Here is a 14606-nt window from a genome sequence, read left to right as displayed (position 1 = left end):
ACAAACCTGATGATCCCCGCATGACATTTGAAGCCATTTTGTTCGACTGTGACGGCGTGCTGGTGGACAGCGAAGCCATCACCTGCGGCGTGCTGCGCGACATGTTCGAGGAGCAGGGTTGGCGCATGACGCTGGCCGAGTGCATGCAGCGCTTTGTGGGCCACACGGTCAAAAGCCAGCGCGTGACCATCGAGGCCAATACCGGCGAGCCGCTCACCGATGAATGGCTTCAAGCGTTTTTTGAGCGTCGCAATGTGCGCTTGCAAGAAAGCATCACCGCCATCGAAGGCGTGCACGAGGCCGTGGCGCATCTGCACGACCACTGCCAAGGCCGCATCGCGGTGGCGTCGGGTGCCGACCGTTTCAAGGTCGAGATGATGCTCAAGCAAGTGGGCTTGCACAGCTTTTTTGATGGCCGCATTTTCAGCGGCCACGAGATGCCCCGCAGCAAGCCGCACCCCGATGTGTACCTGGCTGCTGCTGCGCATTTGCAAGTCGACCCTGCGCGCTGTTTGGTGGTGGAAGACACCACGGTGGGCATCACGGCGGGTGTGGCCGCTGGCGCCACGGTGTGGGCTTATGCCGCACCACCAGCGGCGCACGAGCCGCTGCTGCAAGCTGGGGCTGCGCGGGTGTTCACGGGCATGCACGCCTTGCGCCTGCGCTGAAGGCAGGCTTCATTCCTTGGCCCACAGACGGGCTTGCTGCACCAAATGGGCTTGGAACACGGCGGCAATGGGCGAGATCTGTTTGGCCTTGGGGTAGACCAGATGCCATTGCGATGGGATCGGTGTCCCGTTCACGGGTAAGACGCAGAGTTCCTGACGCAGCTCGCTGTCTTTGAGTGCGTGCCTGGAAATGACCGCCACGCCCAAGTGACCTGCCACGGCTTCCTTGATGGCTTCGTTGCTGCCCAGCTCCAAACGAGAGGAGGGATCGAAGCCTTGTGCTTCAAAAAAGCGATCGGTCGCCAGCCGTGTGCCCGAGCCTTTTTCGCGCAAGAGGAAGCGCTCTTTTTGCAAAGCGCCCAGTGATAGACGTTTGCGAGTGGACAGGGCGTGCTCCCGAGGGGCAATCAGCACCAAGGGGTTGCTCATGAACACCTGGTCTTCCAGCGCCATGTCTGCGGGCGGTGTGCTCATCACATACAGATCATCGCGGTTCTCGCGCAAGCGCTGCACCACGCCATCGCGGTTGAGCACTTCCAGCGAAATGTCGATGTGGGGGTGGCTCTCGCAAAAGCGGCCCAGCAAACGCGGCACAAAGTACTTGGCGGTGCTGACCACCGCGACACGCAGCCGCCCTTGTGTCAGGCCTTGCATGGCGTGGATGGACTGTTCGAAGTTTTCCCATTCCCCCACGATGCTGCGCGCCGTCTGGGCCAAGCGGCACCCGGCATCGGTCAGGTGCAATTGGCGGCCGATGATGTCGTACAGCGGCATGCCAACCGATTCGCTGATCTCGCGCAACTGCATGGAGGCGGTCGGTTGCGTCACATGCATGGCCCGGGCTGCGGCGCTGACGCTGCCCGTTTCCGCCGTGGCCAGAAACAGGCGCAATTGACGGAAAGTGATGTTCATAGATTTTTATTGATGTATCTGTATTGAAGAATCGATTTTACCGAATGCATTCAAACCGACACAATCGCGGCCACTGTTGCATTGGAATGAAACGATGAACCCCTTGGTGGACCCGGCGATCTTGTTTTTTGTGTTCGGCGTCTTTGCCGGTTTGGTGAAATCGAACCTGGAGATCCCGCCGGCGATTTCCCGATTTCTGTCTTTGTATTTGCTGATGGCCTTGGGCCTCAAAGGCGGCTTTGCGCTGGCGCAGTCGGGGCTCACGCCGCAAGTGGCGGTGAGCCTGTCGCTGGCCGTGTTCTTGGCGGTGTTGGTGCCTTGGTTGAGTTACCAATGGCTGCGCCGCTTGCTCAGTGGTTTTGACGCAGCGGCGCTGGCAGCGACCTACGGCTCGGTCAGTGCGGTGACTTTCATCACCGCCATGAACCACCTGGAAACCCATGGCTTGGCTTATGGTGGGCACATGGCTGCGGCCATGGCCCTGATGGAGTCACCGGCCATCATTTTTGCGGTGCTCATGGCCAACCGTTTGCGCGGCCAGATGGCCCAGACCGCACCCGCCGGTGGGCCGCGCATGCCGATCGGCAAGGTGTTGCACGAATCGTTCACCGACGGTGCTCAGCTCTTGTTGTTGGGCGCGATGCTGATCGGCATGCTCAGTGGCGATGCCGGTCAGCGCGCCATGCAGCCGTTTTCGGGCGATCTGTTCAAAGGCATGCTGGCTTTCTTTCTGCTCGACATGGGGCTCATGGCGGCGCGCAACTTGCCGGGCTTGCGCGGCCAGTCGCTGTGGTTGATGGTCTATGGCCTGCTGGCGCCGCTGACCCATGCCAGCATGGCGCTGGCCTTGTGCTGGACGCTGGGTGTGCCCCAGGGGGATGCGGTCTTGCTGATGGTGCTGGCCGCCAGCGCGTCCTACATCGCCGTGCCTGCGGTGTTGCGTTATGCCTTGCCCGAGGCGAACCCGTCTTTGTATGTGGGCTTGTCCTTGGGGCTGACGTTTCCGTTCAACATCCTGCTGGGCATACCCCTGTATGCCCATGTGGCCTCGGTTGCGCTGGGCGGCTAAGAACGGCTAACCGCCAATGCCGCATTTGCTGCATTCACTGTTTGGGCGGCATGCGGCCTTCGGGGGGCGTGGCGGGTTTGCAGGCCAGGGGCTTGCCTTCGGGGGCCCAGCATGTGCCTTTGACCTGGCCTTGAGGGCTGTCAAAGCTGCAGTCCTGTCCGGACTTGGCCGCTTTGCAGGCGCTCAATGCTTCGGCGGGGGGCATGCGTGGCATGTCTTTGTTCATGGCGGGTTGCGCCAGGGCGGTAAGGCCAGTGAGTGCCAGTCCCAAAGACAGGGCCAGACGTGCGCAGAGCGTGGATGAAATGGGCATGGGAATCCTTGTTTGAAATCGGGCATCGCATGAAGCCCCGCCCGCCATTGTGCGCAAACAGTGTGTGGGAAATGTGAGCAAACCTTCGGCGCACATCCACCCACGTTTCCTGCTCCACATTTGCTCCACATTCGTGGGCCACACTGGCCGGGTTCATTCATGCGCAAAGGGAGGGGTCATGACAAAGTCATGGGGTCAGTCAGTGGATCTGGAAAAAAGAAAAAATCTCAAACTCATCGCCGGATCGGCGCTGGCCACGAGCAGCTTGCTTTATGCTTGCGGCGGCTCCAGCACCAGCGCAAGCACCGACAGCACCAGCAGCGGATCCAGCACGGTCACCTACAACGCTTTGTGGATTCCGCCCTTGCTCACGGGCACGACGGCCGATGGTGTCACCACATTTGACTTGACCTTGTCCAACGCATCGGTGTCATACCAATCAGGGGCCAAGACCAACACCTACGGGTACAACGGCGCAGGTTTTTGGGGGCCGACCTTGCTGATGAAAAAAGGTGCGCGCACGCGCATGCAGGTCAACAACCAGTTGAACGAAGCGACCACCACCCACTGGCATGGTTTGCTGGTGCCCGGCTCTGTAGACGGTGGACCACACCAGGTGGTGGCGGCCAACAGCACTTGGCTGACGGACACCTTCACCATGAAGAACAATGCCGCCACCTACTGGTACCACCCCCACATGCACGAGATGACGCAAAAGCAACTCACGCTGGGGGCGGGTGGTTTCATCATTGTGCAAGACGATGAGGAGTCGGCCTTGGCCTTGCCCCGCACCTATGGCACGGACGACATCCCGCTGGTGCTGACCAGCCGCCGTTTCACCACCACGAATGGCGTGGCCAACCAGTTCCTGTACACCACCACCGCTTATGGCGACTACTTGCTCAGCAATGGCGTGATGAACGCACAAGCGAGCTTGCCTCGGCAGCTGGTGCGTTTGCGCATCCTCAACGGCGAGATCGAGCGTGATTACAACCTGGGTGTCAGCGATGGGCGAAGCTTTTATGTCATCGGCAACGATGGCGGCTTGCTCAGCGCACCGGTGGCCGTGACGCGCTTGATTGTGGCGCCTGGCGAGCGCTATGAAATTTTGTTGGACCTCTCTGGCGATGCCATTGGCAAGGCGCTGGATTTGAACGCCTACAACGGTTCGGACGCCGGATTGAGCTTCGGTTTTGCAGGCCTAGAGCCGGCCAGCAGCGGTGAGTTTGGCAGCCTGATCAACAACAAGACTTTCAGCGTGTTGCGAATCCAGGTGGCTGCGACGACGGCCAATCCCATCACACAAGTGCCCTCAGCGCTGGTCAGCAACACTTACCCCACGGCTGCGCAAGCAACGCAGTCGCGCACTCTCAACATTACCGCTACCGGTCCTGGAGCCCCGTTCACCTTCAACAACGTGGGCTTCAACATGAACACCATCAACCAGACGGTGGCGGTGGGCAGCACCGAGGCGTGGACGGTCAATGGAGGCAATATTTTTGGGCACTCGTTTCACATCCACGGCGTGCAATTCAAAATCGTGTCCCGCAACGGCAGCGCCGCCGCTGTGAAAAATTACGAGCAAGGTTGGAAAGACACCTTCTACATCCCGCTCAATGAATCGCTCACTTTTGTGGCCAAGTTCGATGAAACGGCCGATGCCACCTACCCCTTCATGTACCACTGCCACATGGTCAATCACGAAGACTTGGGTCTGATGGGGCAATTCGTGGTGCAGTGAATGGCACGCATTCCCTTCGCTGCAGTCTGGTGTGGCGCGCTCGCTTTGCTGGCCGGGTGCGAGCGCAGTGCCTTGCCTGGTGCACCGCTGTTGTGGCGGGCCGAGCCCGGTCTGGCCAGCGTGCGCTTGTCTTGGCGTGCGCCGCTGAACGCGGGGCGCAGCCCTATTTCTGCTTACACCGCCAGCTGCAGCGGTGCCGGTGAGCGATTGACTGCGCAGGCCGCCAGTAGCCCGGTCACGGTGCATGGGCTGTCCGCAGGCACGCGCTACCAGTGCCAGGTCACTGCCAGCAATGCCTCGGGCACGGGGGCGCCATCTGGCGCGCAGGCAGTCATGTCGCAGGCATCGGCGGCGCAATCGCTGGCGGCCATTTACCGCGCCGCGCCTTGGGCGCGGGGCATGTCGGTGAGCTTCCCTTCCGAATGCACCATGACTGTGCTGCCTGCGCCCCGGCCTGTGCACGAGCTTGAGCCCGTCTATCTGGCACCGCTGCTTGTTCAGTCCGCCAGCACAGACCCAGCAGCCAAGTCCCTGGTGGTGACGAAAACCGCCATCAGCCAGATGCCGCTGGTCCTGCGCGCCTATGAGGGGCCGGCTGTGCACGAGCCTTTCAGCGTGAGCATTTGCCCGCGCAAGGCGCCAGTGGCCACCGCCACCAACAACGGGGTGATCGGCTGGATGATTTCTGGGGCGACCTTGTACAAGGCCGCTGAAATTGCCGGGCACCGTGCCACTGCTCTCAATGACCACGTGGTTCATCGCTACAAAGGTATCGATGGTCAGCCCACGCTTGCTGGTTTCCTGGACCGCTGCAGTGGCCATCCGACCCCGGCCAATGCGGGCAACAGCTACCACTACCACGGACATTCCGATTGCGTGACCGCCTTGGTGGACCGCCCGGATCAGCCGTCGCACTTGATTGGGGTGGCGCTCGACGGCTTTCCGATTTATGGCGATCGCGACATGCAGGGCCAAAGAATCGATCCGACCACGTTGGACGGCTGCAATGGCATCACCAGCCCCACCCCTGAATTCCCGCAAGGCATTTACCACTACGTGCTGCCCAGCGGCGTGGTGCAACACCACGCGGCCATGCGCTGCTATGCCGGGCATGTGCCCGCCCGGCAATGGGCTGCGGCCGAAGCGGCGGGCTTTTGCTACTCGCCAGATCAGGCCCGCAGTGCCGGGGCCATGGGCATGCCCATGACCGGGTCAGCTCAAAAACGGTAATGGGCAAACAGGCCGTAACTGGTCTGGTTTTTCTTGTCCACAGTGGGGCTGCTGGCCGCATCGCCCTGCAGTTGTGTCAGCCCCAACTTGGCCGACAGGCCCCATTCGCGTGTGAGTTGGTAGTCCGCACCGGCGCTGAGCCGCAGGGCGTTCAAACCGGCGCCCGCTTGGTAAGCGGCATAACCCGTGGTGGCACTTTGTTGGGCGCTCACGCCGTAGTAGGTGCTGGCGTAGCGGCTGTCCATCCAGGTCAGGCCGGGGCCCACGCTCAACGACAAGCGGTCTGTGGGCCGAGTTCGGTACACCACGTCCAGCATGGCGCGTGTGCCTTGCTGGTGTCCGCCTGCATCGCTCACAATGCTGGCGCTGGCGGCCACTGCACCCAGCGTGTAACTGCCCGATACCGAGCCCCAGGTGGTTTGTTCAATCGATCCCAATTTGGCAAAGCTGCTGCCATCGTTGGCGCCCCGTGATGGGCCCAAACCTGTGCCCACACCGACACCCAAACGCCAGGGGCCGTCCTGCACCAAGGTGTAGTTCACCCCCAGTGGCACACCGGCACCGGGGATGGCACCGATTTGCCAGCGGCCATGGCTGGCGCTGAATGTGGGCATTGCGCCCGTGCGGGTTTCACTGCTGCCAGGGTATTTGGCTTGCGACATGACACCCATACCGGCACTGAAATGCCAGGCCTCGTCATCTACGCCTTGCGCGTGTGAGGCGATCGCCAAACCGATGCAACTCCAAGCGAGCAAGAGCTTGGCGTGTGTGGGGCCAGGGGAGATGTGTGATGGCATGGAACCTCTTAAGGGAATGTCGCCGCAAGACAGTTGCGACGATCGGAGGCGATTGTGGGCAGCCCCAGTCAAGGCCATGTGCGGTGTGTGTAAAGTTCGTTGGTGGAAGGGGCACACAGTTCCTTCACATTGTTCGGCTTTACTCGGGCCTCCGATTCGATACCCACCATGCGCTTGCGGCTTGTACACAAACTTTCTTTGCTGATGCTCAGCTTTGCCCTGCTGGCGGTGCTTGCCTTGGGCGGACTGACCGCTTGGAATTTGCGGCATGGCTTTGGCGAATACCTGGCCGCCCGTGAAGTGGTTCAGCTGGAAGCGTTCAGGGACTATCTGGAAAGCCGACTCAACAGCAAGGTTCAGCCCGCTGTGCAGCTGCAAGACTTGTCGATGCACGCCTTGCTCAATGGGTTTCAGGGTTTGCCGCAGGATGCGCCCGCCCCCCATCGCGGGCCGCCACCGGGGCATGAGCCGCCCGGAGTTGGGGGAGCATGGCGCCCGCCGCCGCCCGCCCCGCCTGCGGCCTGGCCCGAGCGCCTGTCGGTGCGCGGACTCGATGGGCAACTTTTGTTGGGCCGCCAAGCGCGGTCATCGGCCGCCGGGCACGTGGACCGCCCGGTGCGTCAGGGCGATCTGCATGTGGCCTGGGTCCGGTTGGAGCGCAGCGATGAGGTCGACGCTGGGGGCTCCCACTTTTTGTACCAGCAATACGGCGTCATCGCGGGCGCATCGCTGGGGCTGGTGCTGCTGGCTTTGCTCAGTGCGGCCTGGTTGGCCAGGCGCTGGGTCAAGCCCCTGGAGGCGGTGGCCAAGACTTCTCGGCAGCTGGCCATGGGGGATTTTTCGGTGCGTCTGGACGCCAGCGTCGTGCACAAGGTCAACACCGATGAAATCGGCGACGTGGTGTTGCACATCAACCGCATGGCCGAGAGTTTGCAAACGCTGGAGCAATCGCGCAGGCGCTGGTTGGCCGACATTTCGCACGAGTTGCGTACCCCCTTGACGGTGATGCAAGGCGACATCGAAGCCCTGTGCGATGGGGTGCGCCCCCTGACGCCCGATGCGGTGCAAGTCTTGCGCAACGATGTTCGTCATTTGGGCAAATTGGTCAATGACTTGCACCTCCTGGCGGTGGCCGATTTGCAGGCCTTGCCTTGTGATTTCCAGTGGCTCGATCCCGCAGACATGCTGCGCCAGCTGGTGAGCCGTTATGCTGCACGCGCACATCAACAAGGCCTGGATTTGCAATTGGTCTTGGTGCATGACTTGGGGCGAGTTTGCTGGGATGCCGCGCGCATCGAGCAGCTGTGCGTGAACTTGCTCGAAAACAGCATCCGTTACACCCAGTCCCCAGGCCAGGTGGTGCTGAGCGTGCGTCTTGTGCAAGAGCGCGTGCATCTGGAAGTCGAGGACACCGCGCCCGGGGTGCCCGAGCAGGAGCTGCCGCGTTTGTGGGAGCCTTTGTACCGAAGCGACACGGCGCGCACGCGTGCCTTGGGGGGCAGTGGTTTGGGCTTGGCCATCGCGCAAGCGATTGCGCAAGCCCATGCAGGGCATATGCAAGCGCGTGCCTCGCACTTGGGCGGTTTGTGTGTGCACGTCGATTTACCCACCGCCCCAAAAGCGCATGTGCTGCGCAGTCAGGCGTCCGCATGAGCCCCGCGCATGTCCTGGTGGTGGAAGACGATCCGCGCATTGCTCAGCTCTTGCTCGACTACTTGCGCTGCGAAGGCCTGCAAGCCAGCACTGTGGCCGATGGCGCGGTGGCCTTGGCCGACATCCGCAAACACCGCCCCGATCTGGTCATCTTGGACGGCATGTTGCCTGGCATGGACGGCGTGAGCGTATGCCGCGCCGTGCGGCAGTTCAGCGATGTGCCCATCATGATGGTGACGGCCCGCGTCGATGAGATTGACCGCTTGTTGGGCTTGCAAACCGGTGCGGACGACTATGTGTGCAAACCTTTCAGTCCGCGCGAGGTGATGGCCCGCGTGCATGCCTTGTTGCGCCGCGCACAAGGCCGCACGATGTCCGCGCCCGAACAGCCGGTCTGGCAGATCGATGCAGATGCTCTGCGCATTTTTTGGCGCGCTCAAGTCCTGCCACTGACGCCCGTGGAGTACCGGATGCTGAGCTTGTTGATGGGGCGCCCCGGCCGGGTCTATTCGCGTGAGCAGTTGCTGTCGCACGCCCATGGCGACCTGCGCGAGGTGAGCGACCGCACCATCGATACCCATGTCAAAAACCTGCGCAAGAAAATCCAGCAGGTGGACGCTCAGGCCGATGTCCTGACCACCGTGTATGGCGTGGGCTACCGCTTTGATGCGCCTGAATGAGAGGCGACCCACGCTGGGTTCAATGGCTTTCGCGGTGGGCCTGCGCCTGGCTTTGGATCAGACTCAGCGCATCTTCCGTCAAACGGTGCAGGTTCTTGAGCTGCATGCCCATGCGCGGATTTTTCGCCAGCAGTGGTTGGTGGCGTTTTAAAAAATCCCAATACAGCGTGGTGTACGGGCAGGCCGTGGTTCCGGTGGATTGGCCGGGGTCAAACTTGCAGCCTTGGCAGTGGTTGCTCATGCGCTGGATGTATTTGCCGCTGGCCACATAGGGCTTGCTGGCCATCAGGCCGCCGTCGCCAAACTGCGACATGCCCAGCGTGTTGGGCAGTTCCACCCACTCTACCGCGTCCACATACACGCTCAAAAACCACGCGTGCATCTGCTGGGGCCGCACACCACGCAGCAAGCCATACAGGCCCAACACCATCAGGCGCTGGATGTGGTGCGCGTAGCCGTGCCGCAGTGTTTGCTGTAGCGCATCGCGCAGGCAGGCCATGTCGGTCTCGCCGGTCCAGAAGAATGCAGGCAGGTCTTCCTGGGCGTCCAGTGCATTGAGGTCGATGTAGCCGGGCATCTGCGTCCAGTAGATGCCGCGCACGTATTCGCGCCAGCCCAGAATCTGGCGCACAAACCCTTCCACCGCGGCCAGCGGTGCATGGCCTTGTCGCCAGGCGTCTTGTGCGGCCTGCACCACTTCGTGGGCCGACAGCAGCTTCAGGTTCATGCACACCGACAGCTGCGAGTGGTAGAGCCAGGGCTCGCCCGCCCACATGGCGTCTTCGTACTGGCCAAACAGCGGCAGGCGGTATTGGATGAAGTCCTGCAGAGCTTGCAGCGCTTGCGAGCGCGTGACGGGCCAGGCAAAGTCTTGCAGCTGCCCGGGTGCGTCGGCCAACAGCCGCGCCACCACACCGAGCACTGCTTGCGTGGTCTCGTCGGGCGCGAAGCGCTTGGGCGCAGGCAGGTTTTGCGGGCCTTTTTTGCCAAACGATTCGCGGTTGTCGGCATCAAAATTCCATTGCCCACCAACGGGCTGTTGGCCCTCCATCAGGATGCCAAAACGCTGTCGTTGTTCGCGGTACCAGTACTCCATGCGCAGCTGCTTGCGGCCTTTGGTGTGCGCTGCAAAGTCGCGCACCGTGGTGAAGAAGCTGGTGTCGTCGCGCAGCACCAGTGGCAAGTCATGGGCTTTGGCCACGGCCTTGATGGCTTGCAGTACGCGCCAGTCGCCCGGCGCGGTCATGAGCAGCGCAGCCGGGCGGTGGCGCTCAATGGCGCGGGTCAACTCGCCGTGCAACGTGCCACTGTTGCTCGGATCATCCAGTTCGCTGTAATCCACCGGCCAGTGCTTGTCGCGCAGCGTTTGCGCAAAGTGCCGCATGGCGCTCAGGAACACGGCGATGCGCTGTTTGGACGAAGGCACATGCGTGGACTCCTGCATGGCCTCGGCCATCCAGACCACATCTTGGGTCGGGTCAAAGTTGGCCAGTGCGCTGGCGTCTTCGGCGAGCTGATCGCCCAGCACGAGGACCAGATGGCGGATCTGTGCGTTCATGTCAAAAATCCCATTCGGTCTGTGCGGCGGGTGTGGCCGGGGTTGCGCGGCGGCGTGGGCTGGGCGCCTTCACGCGCCGCGAAGCGTGTTGTTCGACGATGGCCTGTTTGCCTTCGCGCACTTTGGGTGTGTTGCGGCGGGCGTGCAGCAGGGCTTTGGCCTGGCGTGTGGCTGCGGGCAGGTCCACCACCGGTTCGGGCCAGTGAGCGCCAATATGGGCGCCAACGTGGGTGCCGACCACCACACCGCATTGCGCCTGCACCGAGGGCGGCATCTTCCAGGGCTCGAACAGCCAGGTGTCGGGCACCTGGCGCAAGACCGGCAGCCAGCGCCGCACAAAGACGCCTTGCGGGTCGTGGTCTTGCGCTTGCTTGATCGGGTTGTACACGCGTGTGGTGTTGATGCCGGTGGTGCCCGACTGCATTTGCATCTGGCTCCAGTGGATGCCCGGCTCGTAGTCCACAAACTGCCCGGCCAGCCACTGACCGACTTCGCGCCAGTGCAGCCACAGCGGGTACGCCGCCACCGACACCAGCATGGCGCGCATGCGGAAATTGAGCCAGCCGGTTTGCTGCAGCATGGTCACGCAGGCGTCCACCAAGGGCCAGCCTGTGGTGGCTGTGCGCAAGCGTTCAAAGTGCGCCGCGTTCCAGTCGCCTTCGCGCAGACCGTCGTAGCCCCGGTGCATGTTGCGGTGCTCGATGGCGGGTTCGCTCTCGAGTTTTTGCATGAAGTGGCAATGCCAGTGCAAGCGGCTGGTGAACGCCACCAGGCCCTTGCGGGTCCACGGGTCAAGGTTGGGTTGGCTCAAGGTGTGGGCGGTGGCCTGCACCACTTCGCGCATGCTCAGGCACCCCCAGCTCAGGTAGGGCGACAGCCGCGAACAGGCGCTGGCGGCGCTCAACGGTGAAGAAATGCCGCCCCGGTATTGGCCGCTGCGCGAGTTCAAAAAACTCTGCAAGGTGTGCCAGGCCGCTGACCTGCCGCCGGTTTGCCGCTCGGGGGCCAAGTCAGGGGACAGCCCCCAGGCTTGCCAGTCGGGCCAGTGCTCGGCGGGCCAGGGCCAAGCGGCGGGCGTGATCACCGGCGTGCTCAGCTGGGGCGCTTGCATGCGCTGCGTCCACACATCGGTCCAGGTGTTGCGGCTTTGCAGTCTGCGCACCACGCCGTTTTGGGTGTGCTCTTGCCACTGCACGCCGTGTGTGGCGCACCACCGGGCCACGGCCTTGTCGCGCTCGAAGGTCATGCCGTTGCCAGTTTCTTCGTGCGCGTGCAGGTGGCTGAAGGCTTGGGCTTGGTGCAGACGGTCCAGCACGTCGGTCACTTCGCCAGTCACCACCTGCAGCCGCACACCGCAGGCTTTGAGCTGCACAAACAGGTCGCGCAGGCATTCACGCAAAAAATCAAACTGCCTTTGCGATGCGTCCGGGCTGCGCCAGTAAGACGGCTCCACGATGTACACACACATCACCGGCCCCAGCGCTGCGGCGCTGCTCAGGGCGGCGTTGTCGTGCACCCGCAAATCGCGTTTGAACCAAACCAGTTGTGTGCCCATGTCAATGCGGCCCGGCATCGGCTGGGGCGTGGCCGATCGCCTGGGGTTCAAAACAGCTGAGCAAAGTGGCTGGTGCGTTGGGCACCCGGCCTTGCAGATAGCTTCGGATCAAGGGGCCTGCGCGCCACGGATGGGTTTGCCCGCTCCACACGCCTTGCGGCACGACGGTCCATGTGCCATCGTGCGATTGCAACAGCACCACGGCAGGCAAGAGTTCGTCAAACTCGGCCTGGACCAGCAGCCATGGACCTGCCACCCAAGCGGCCGTGATGCGCGCTGTTCGTGAAGCGGGCGGGCTTTCTGCTTGGAGTGCGTGCAAGGCTGGGGCCAGCTGTGCATCTTGCGTGGGCAAGCGTTGCACCCGGGCGCAGTCGCGTTGCAGACCATTGAGGGTGTCGGACCACCAGCCCTGGACGTCCACAGGGCGTCCGTCCACATCCAGCAAAAAACCATGGTCGGTTGCTTGCACCTGGAGGTGGCTGAGGGTGACCCCGATGGCCGTGGCCAACAGCAGGGCGATGGCCATGCGTGGTTTCATGAAGCGTGACAGGTGTTGTTGTGCTCGGGGACGTTCAGGCCTGAGTGCGGGTCCATGCCGGTGTTTGCGGCAGCGGGATGTTTTCGTGCGCGGCCACCATCTCGAGTGCTTTTTCAAACAAGGCGCGCGCCGATCCCGAGACCGAGCTCAAGTAGGCATGCAGGTGCGCGTCCTCGGCGCTTTTGTTCAGGCACTCCTGGCTGTACTGCTCGAAGCTGGCCAGCTGCGAGATCAGTTCGGCCACGTGCCTTGGGCATTCGCACAGCAGCTGGTTGCTGGTGTTGGCCACTTGGTTCAGGGTTTCGTCACTGTATTTGCGCGGGGGCACCAGGCCGCCTTGCTGCACATCGTGGGCTTCCTGGGTGTGGCCCATCCACAAAACGGAGTTGATCAACTCCGCCAGTTCCGCGTTGGACACAGGTTCGCGGCGGACTTTGATGCCTGCCATTTTCAAAGCCGCGACAACGGGCTCTTGGCCAAAGTTGTAGAGCACGATCGCTTGTTGAAAGTGGTGGGCCTGTACCAGCCGCTGGATGTCTGCCCCGGCCAGGACGTGCAGCGAGTTCACGCGCACCAACAGCACTTGTGGGCGCGAGCGCATGCTGGCGGTGCTGGCTTCTTCCAGGTCTTGCAGGATTTCCGTGATTTGAAAAGGGCGATCGGGCAGGCCTGTGGCCCCCAGACCTGACGTTATGCGAGTGGCCATGCCCACACCCACCACGGCCATGGCCACGGGCGCTGTGCTGGATGCCGGTGCGCGTTGCAAACGGTGCGCGGTTTTTTGTTGCTGCAGCAGGCCATTGAGCTGCGCTGCTTGCAGCTGCGCGAGGGTGCTGATGCTGTGGCCCGACTCGGTCAGCTGCTTGATGAGCGAGGCGCGCAGAACATCTTCGTCCGAATACAGCCGGTGTCGGCCTTCGGACTTGGCCGGTGCAAAAGCCGCATGCCGCGTCTCCCACACCCGCAAAGTGGACACGGGTACGCCGCTCAGGGCCGAGACGGCGCCGATCCGGTGGTTGGCAATGGCTGTGGTCATGGCGCTTGTTTTGAGTAGGTATTGCGTTGAATTTATGGTTTATCTTAATGAGTGTGTAGATTTTGGAGGGGTTGATGTTAGATTTCCCCTGCATCACCACAGGGGAATCACCAAATGCTCAGTAAAAAAGCTATTCACGCCGTCAATGCGCTGGTGTTCATCGCTTCGCTGCCTGCGGGCGAAAGCGTCACCACGGCCGAGCTGGCCAGCCAGATCGGCTTGTCGGTGTCGTATGTGGAAAGCCTGCTCAAAATTTTGCGGGAAGGGGGTTTCATTCGTTCCACCCGTGGGCCCGGTGGTGGCTATGACTTGGCCATGTCGGCATCGCGCATCAGCGTGTGGTCGGTGGTGGCGGTGTTCGATCCGCACCCACAGCCACTGTCTGTGAATGGGCCGGACCAGATTGATCTGGAGGCCGCTTTGGGCATGGCTTTCGATGCGCAATTTGAGGCGGTGTTGTCGGCCACCTTCATCGCCGACCATGTGCAGGCGGTGCCCGATTTGCAGCGCAGCGGCAAGCCGCAAAACTGGAGCTTCGGCATCAAGCCGCTGGTGCCGCGCTGGATGCCCGAAGCCCCTAACTCAGTGTTTCAGTTGTCCCAGTTCGTGGCTGAACCGGCTGTGGCCTGGCATGCCTGATCGCCAATGAGCCAACCGTTCAAAGGCAACAAGTCCTTCTTGCCCAGCAAAATCTGTGAACACTGCCAGCGCGTAATGACCTGGCGAAAATCTTGGGCCAAGAATTGGGAGAGCATCAAATATTGCTCACAGGCTTGCCGCGATGCCGGCCGCCGATCGGCGGGCAGTTCGCGCTGAGGCGCGGGCACAAAAAAAGGGCGCCGAAGCGCCCTTAGGG

Annotated in this window: 15 protein-coding genes; 8 read left to right on the top strand and 7 right to left on the bottom strand. The window is 62.2% G+C overall.

Translation table 11 applies throughout. From position 1 onward, the window contains the following. The first annotated feature begins 20 nt into the window (after nt 1–20). Nucleotides 21–668 carry an HAD family phosphatase gene (locus tag B9Z52_RS06105; RefSeq protein ID WP_108412943.1) on the top strand — a complete coding sequence of 216 codons (648 nt, stop codon included), beginning with the start codon at nt 21–23 and terminating at the stop codon, nt 666–668. A 9-nt stretch (nt 669–677) separates the two neighbouring features. Here the strand turns inward: B9Z52_RS06105 and B9Z52_RS06100 are convergent, their stop codons facing one another. Continuing rightward, nucleotides 678–1580, bottom strand: coding sequence for a LysR family transcriptional regulator (locus B9Z52_RS06100; protein ID WP_108412942.1), 903 nt, complete (start codon nt 1578–1580; stop codon nt 678–680). 94 nt (nt 1581–1674) lie between these two features. Between B9Z52_RS06100 and B9Z52_RS06095 the strand changes: the two genes are divergently transcribed. Next, nucleotides 1675–2649 (top strand): sodium-dependent bicarbonate transport family permease, encoded by a 975-nt coding sequence (locus B9Z52_RS06095; protein ID WP_108412941.1) that lies wholly within the window; start codon nt 1675–1677, stop codon nt 2647–2649. 34 nt (nt 2650–2683) lie between these two features. Here B9Z52_RS06095 and B9Z52_RS06090 read toward each other — a convergent pair whose 3' ends face one another. Next, nucleotides 2684–2962, bottom strand: a complete 279-nt coding sequence (locus B9Z52_RS06090; RefSeq protein ID WP_108412940.1) for a hypothetical protein — start codon at nt 2960–2962, stop codon at nt 2684–2686. Between the two features lie 178 nt (nt 2963–3140). Here B9Z52_RS06090 and B9Z52_RS06085 point away from each other — a divergent pair, with 178 nt between their 5' ends. Both B9Z52_RS06085 and B9Z52_RS06080 read left to right on the top strand, forming a co-directional pair. Next, nucleotides 3141–4703 carry a multicopper oxidase family protein gene (locus B9Z52_RS06085; RefSeq protein WP_108412939.1) on the top strand — a complete coding sequence of 521 codons (1563 nt, stop codon included), beginning with the start codon at nt 3141–3143 and terminating at the stop codon, nt 4701–4703. Beyond that, nucleotides 4704–5933: a YHYH protein gene (locus B9Z52_RS06080; RefSeq protein ID WP_108412938.1), complete on the top strand. Its 1230-nt coding sequence runs from the start codon at nt 4704–4706 to the stop codon at nt 5931–5933. Here the strand turns inward: B9Z52_RS06080 and B9Z52_RS17830 are convergent. Next, nucleotides 5921–6730 (bottom strand): MipA/OmpV family protein, encoded by an 810-nt coding sequence (locus B9Z52_RS17830; protein ID WP_158270512.1) that lies wholly within the window; start codon nt 6728–6730, stop codon nt 5921–5923. The genes B9Z52_RS06080 and B9Z52_RS17830 overlap by 13 nt on opposite strands. Before the next feature lie 168 nt (nt 6731–6898). Between B9Z52_RS17830 and B9Z52_RS06070 the strand changes: the two genes are divergently transcribed. Together B9Z52_RS06070 and B9Z52_RS06065 are read left to right on the top strand one after the other, a co-directional pair. After that, nucleotides 6899–8383 (top strand): ATP-binding protein, encoded by a 1485-nt coding sequence (locus B9Z52_RS06070; RefSeq protein ID WP_108412937.1) that lies wholly within the window; start codon nt 6899–6901, stop codon nt 8381–8383. After that, nucleotides 8380–9063 carry a response regulator gene (locus B9Z52_RS06065; protein ID WP_108412936.1) on the top strand — a complete coding sequence of 228 codons (684 nt, stop codon included), beginning with the start codon at nt 8380–8382 and terminating at the stop codon, nt 9061–9063. Before B9Z52_RS06070 ends, B9Z52_RS06065 begins: the two co-directional genes overlap by 4 nt. 19 nt (nt 9064–9082) lie before the next feature. Here the strand turns inward: B9Z52_RS06065 and B9Z52_RS06060 are convergent, their stop codons facing one another. Genes B9Z52_RS06060 through B9Z52_RS06045 form a run of 4 tightly spaced genes read right to left on the bottom strand, consistent with a single transcriptional unit; the run spans nt 9083 to nt 13750 of the window. After that, nucleotides 9083–10621 carry a cryptochrome/photolyase family protein gene (locus B9Z52_RS06060; RefSeq protein ID WP_108412935.1) on the bottom strand — a complete coding sequence of 513 codons (1539 nt, stop codon included), beginning with the start codon at nt 10619–10621 and terminating at the stop codon, nt 9083–9085. A gap of 1 nt (nt 10622) precedes the next feature. After that, the gene (locus B9Z52_RS06055; RefSeq protein WP_108413012.1) at nt 10623–12176 is read right to left on the bottom strand and encodes a cryptochrome/deoxyribodipyrimidine photo-lyase family protein; all 1554 of its coding nucleotides are present in this window, start codon (nt 12174–12176) and stop codon (nt 10623–10625) included. A 1-nt stretch (nt 12177) separates the two neighbouring features. Next, the gene (locus B9Z52_RS06050; protein WP_146182797.1) at nt 12178–12714 is read right to left on the bottom strand and encodes a hypothetical protein; all 537 of its coding nucleotides are present in this window, start codon (nt 12712–12714) and stop codon (nt 12178–12180) included. 34 nt (nt 12715–12748) lie between these two features. Beyond that, the gene (locus B9Z52_RS06045; RefSeq protein ID WP_108412933.1) at nt 12749–13750 is read right to left on the bottom strand and encodes a MerR family transcriptional regulator; all 1002 of its coding nucleotides are present in this window, start codon (nt 13748–13750) and stop codon (nt 12749–12751) included. A 114-nt stretch (nt 13751–13864) separates the two neighbouring features. Between B9Z52_RS06045 and B9Z52_RS06040 the strand changes: the two genes are divergently transcribed. Next, nucleotides 13865–14389, top strand: coding sequence for an Rrf2 family transcriptional regulator (locus B9Z52_RS06040; protein WP_108412932.1), 525 nt, complete (start codon nt 13865–13867; stop codon nt 14387–14389). Nucleotides 14390–14395: 6 nt separating this feature from the next. Continuing rightward, entirely contained in the window at nt 14396–14566 is a 171-nt protein-coding gene (locus B9Z52_RS06035; protein ID WP_108412931.1) for a DUF2256 domain-containing protein, read from the top strand. The last annotated feature ends 40 nt before the right edge of the window (nt 14567–14606 follow it).

Origin of the sequence: Limnohabitans sp. Jir72, from assembly GCF_003063575.1 — a bacterium.
In the GTDB taxonomy this organism is placed as follows: Bacteria; Pseudomonadota; Gammaproteobacteria; order Burkholderiales; family Burkholderiaceae_C; genus Limnohabitans_A.
Note: the sequence above shows the minus strand (reverse complement) of the source record. Positions and strands in the feature narration are given on the sequence as shown.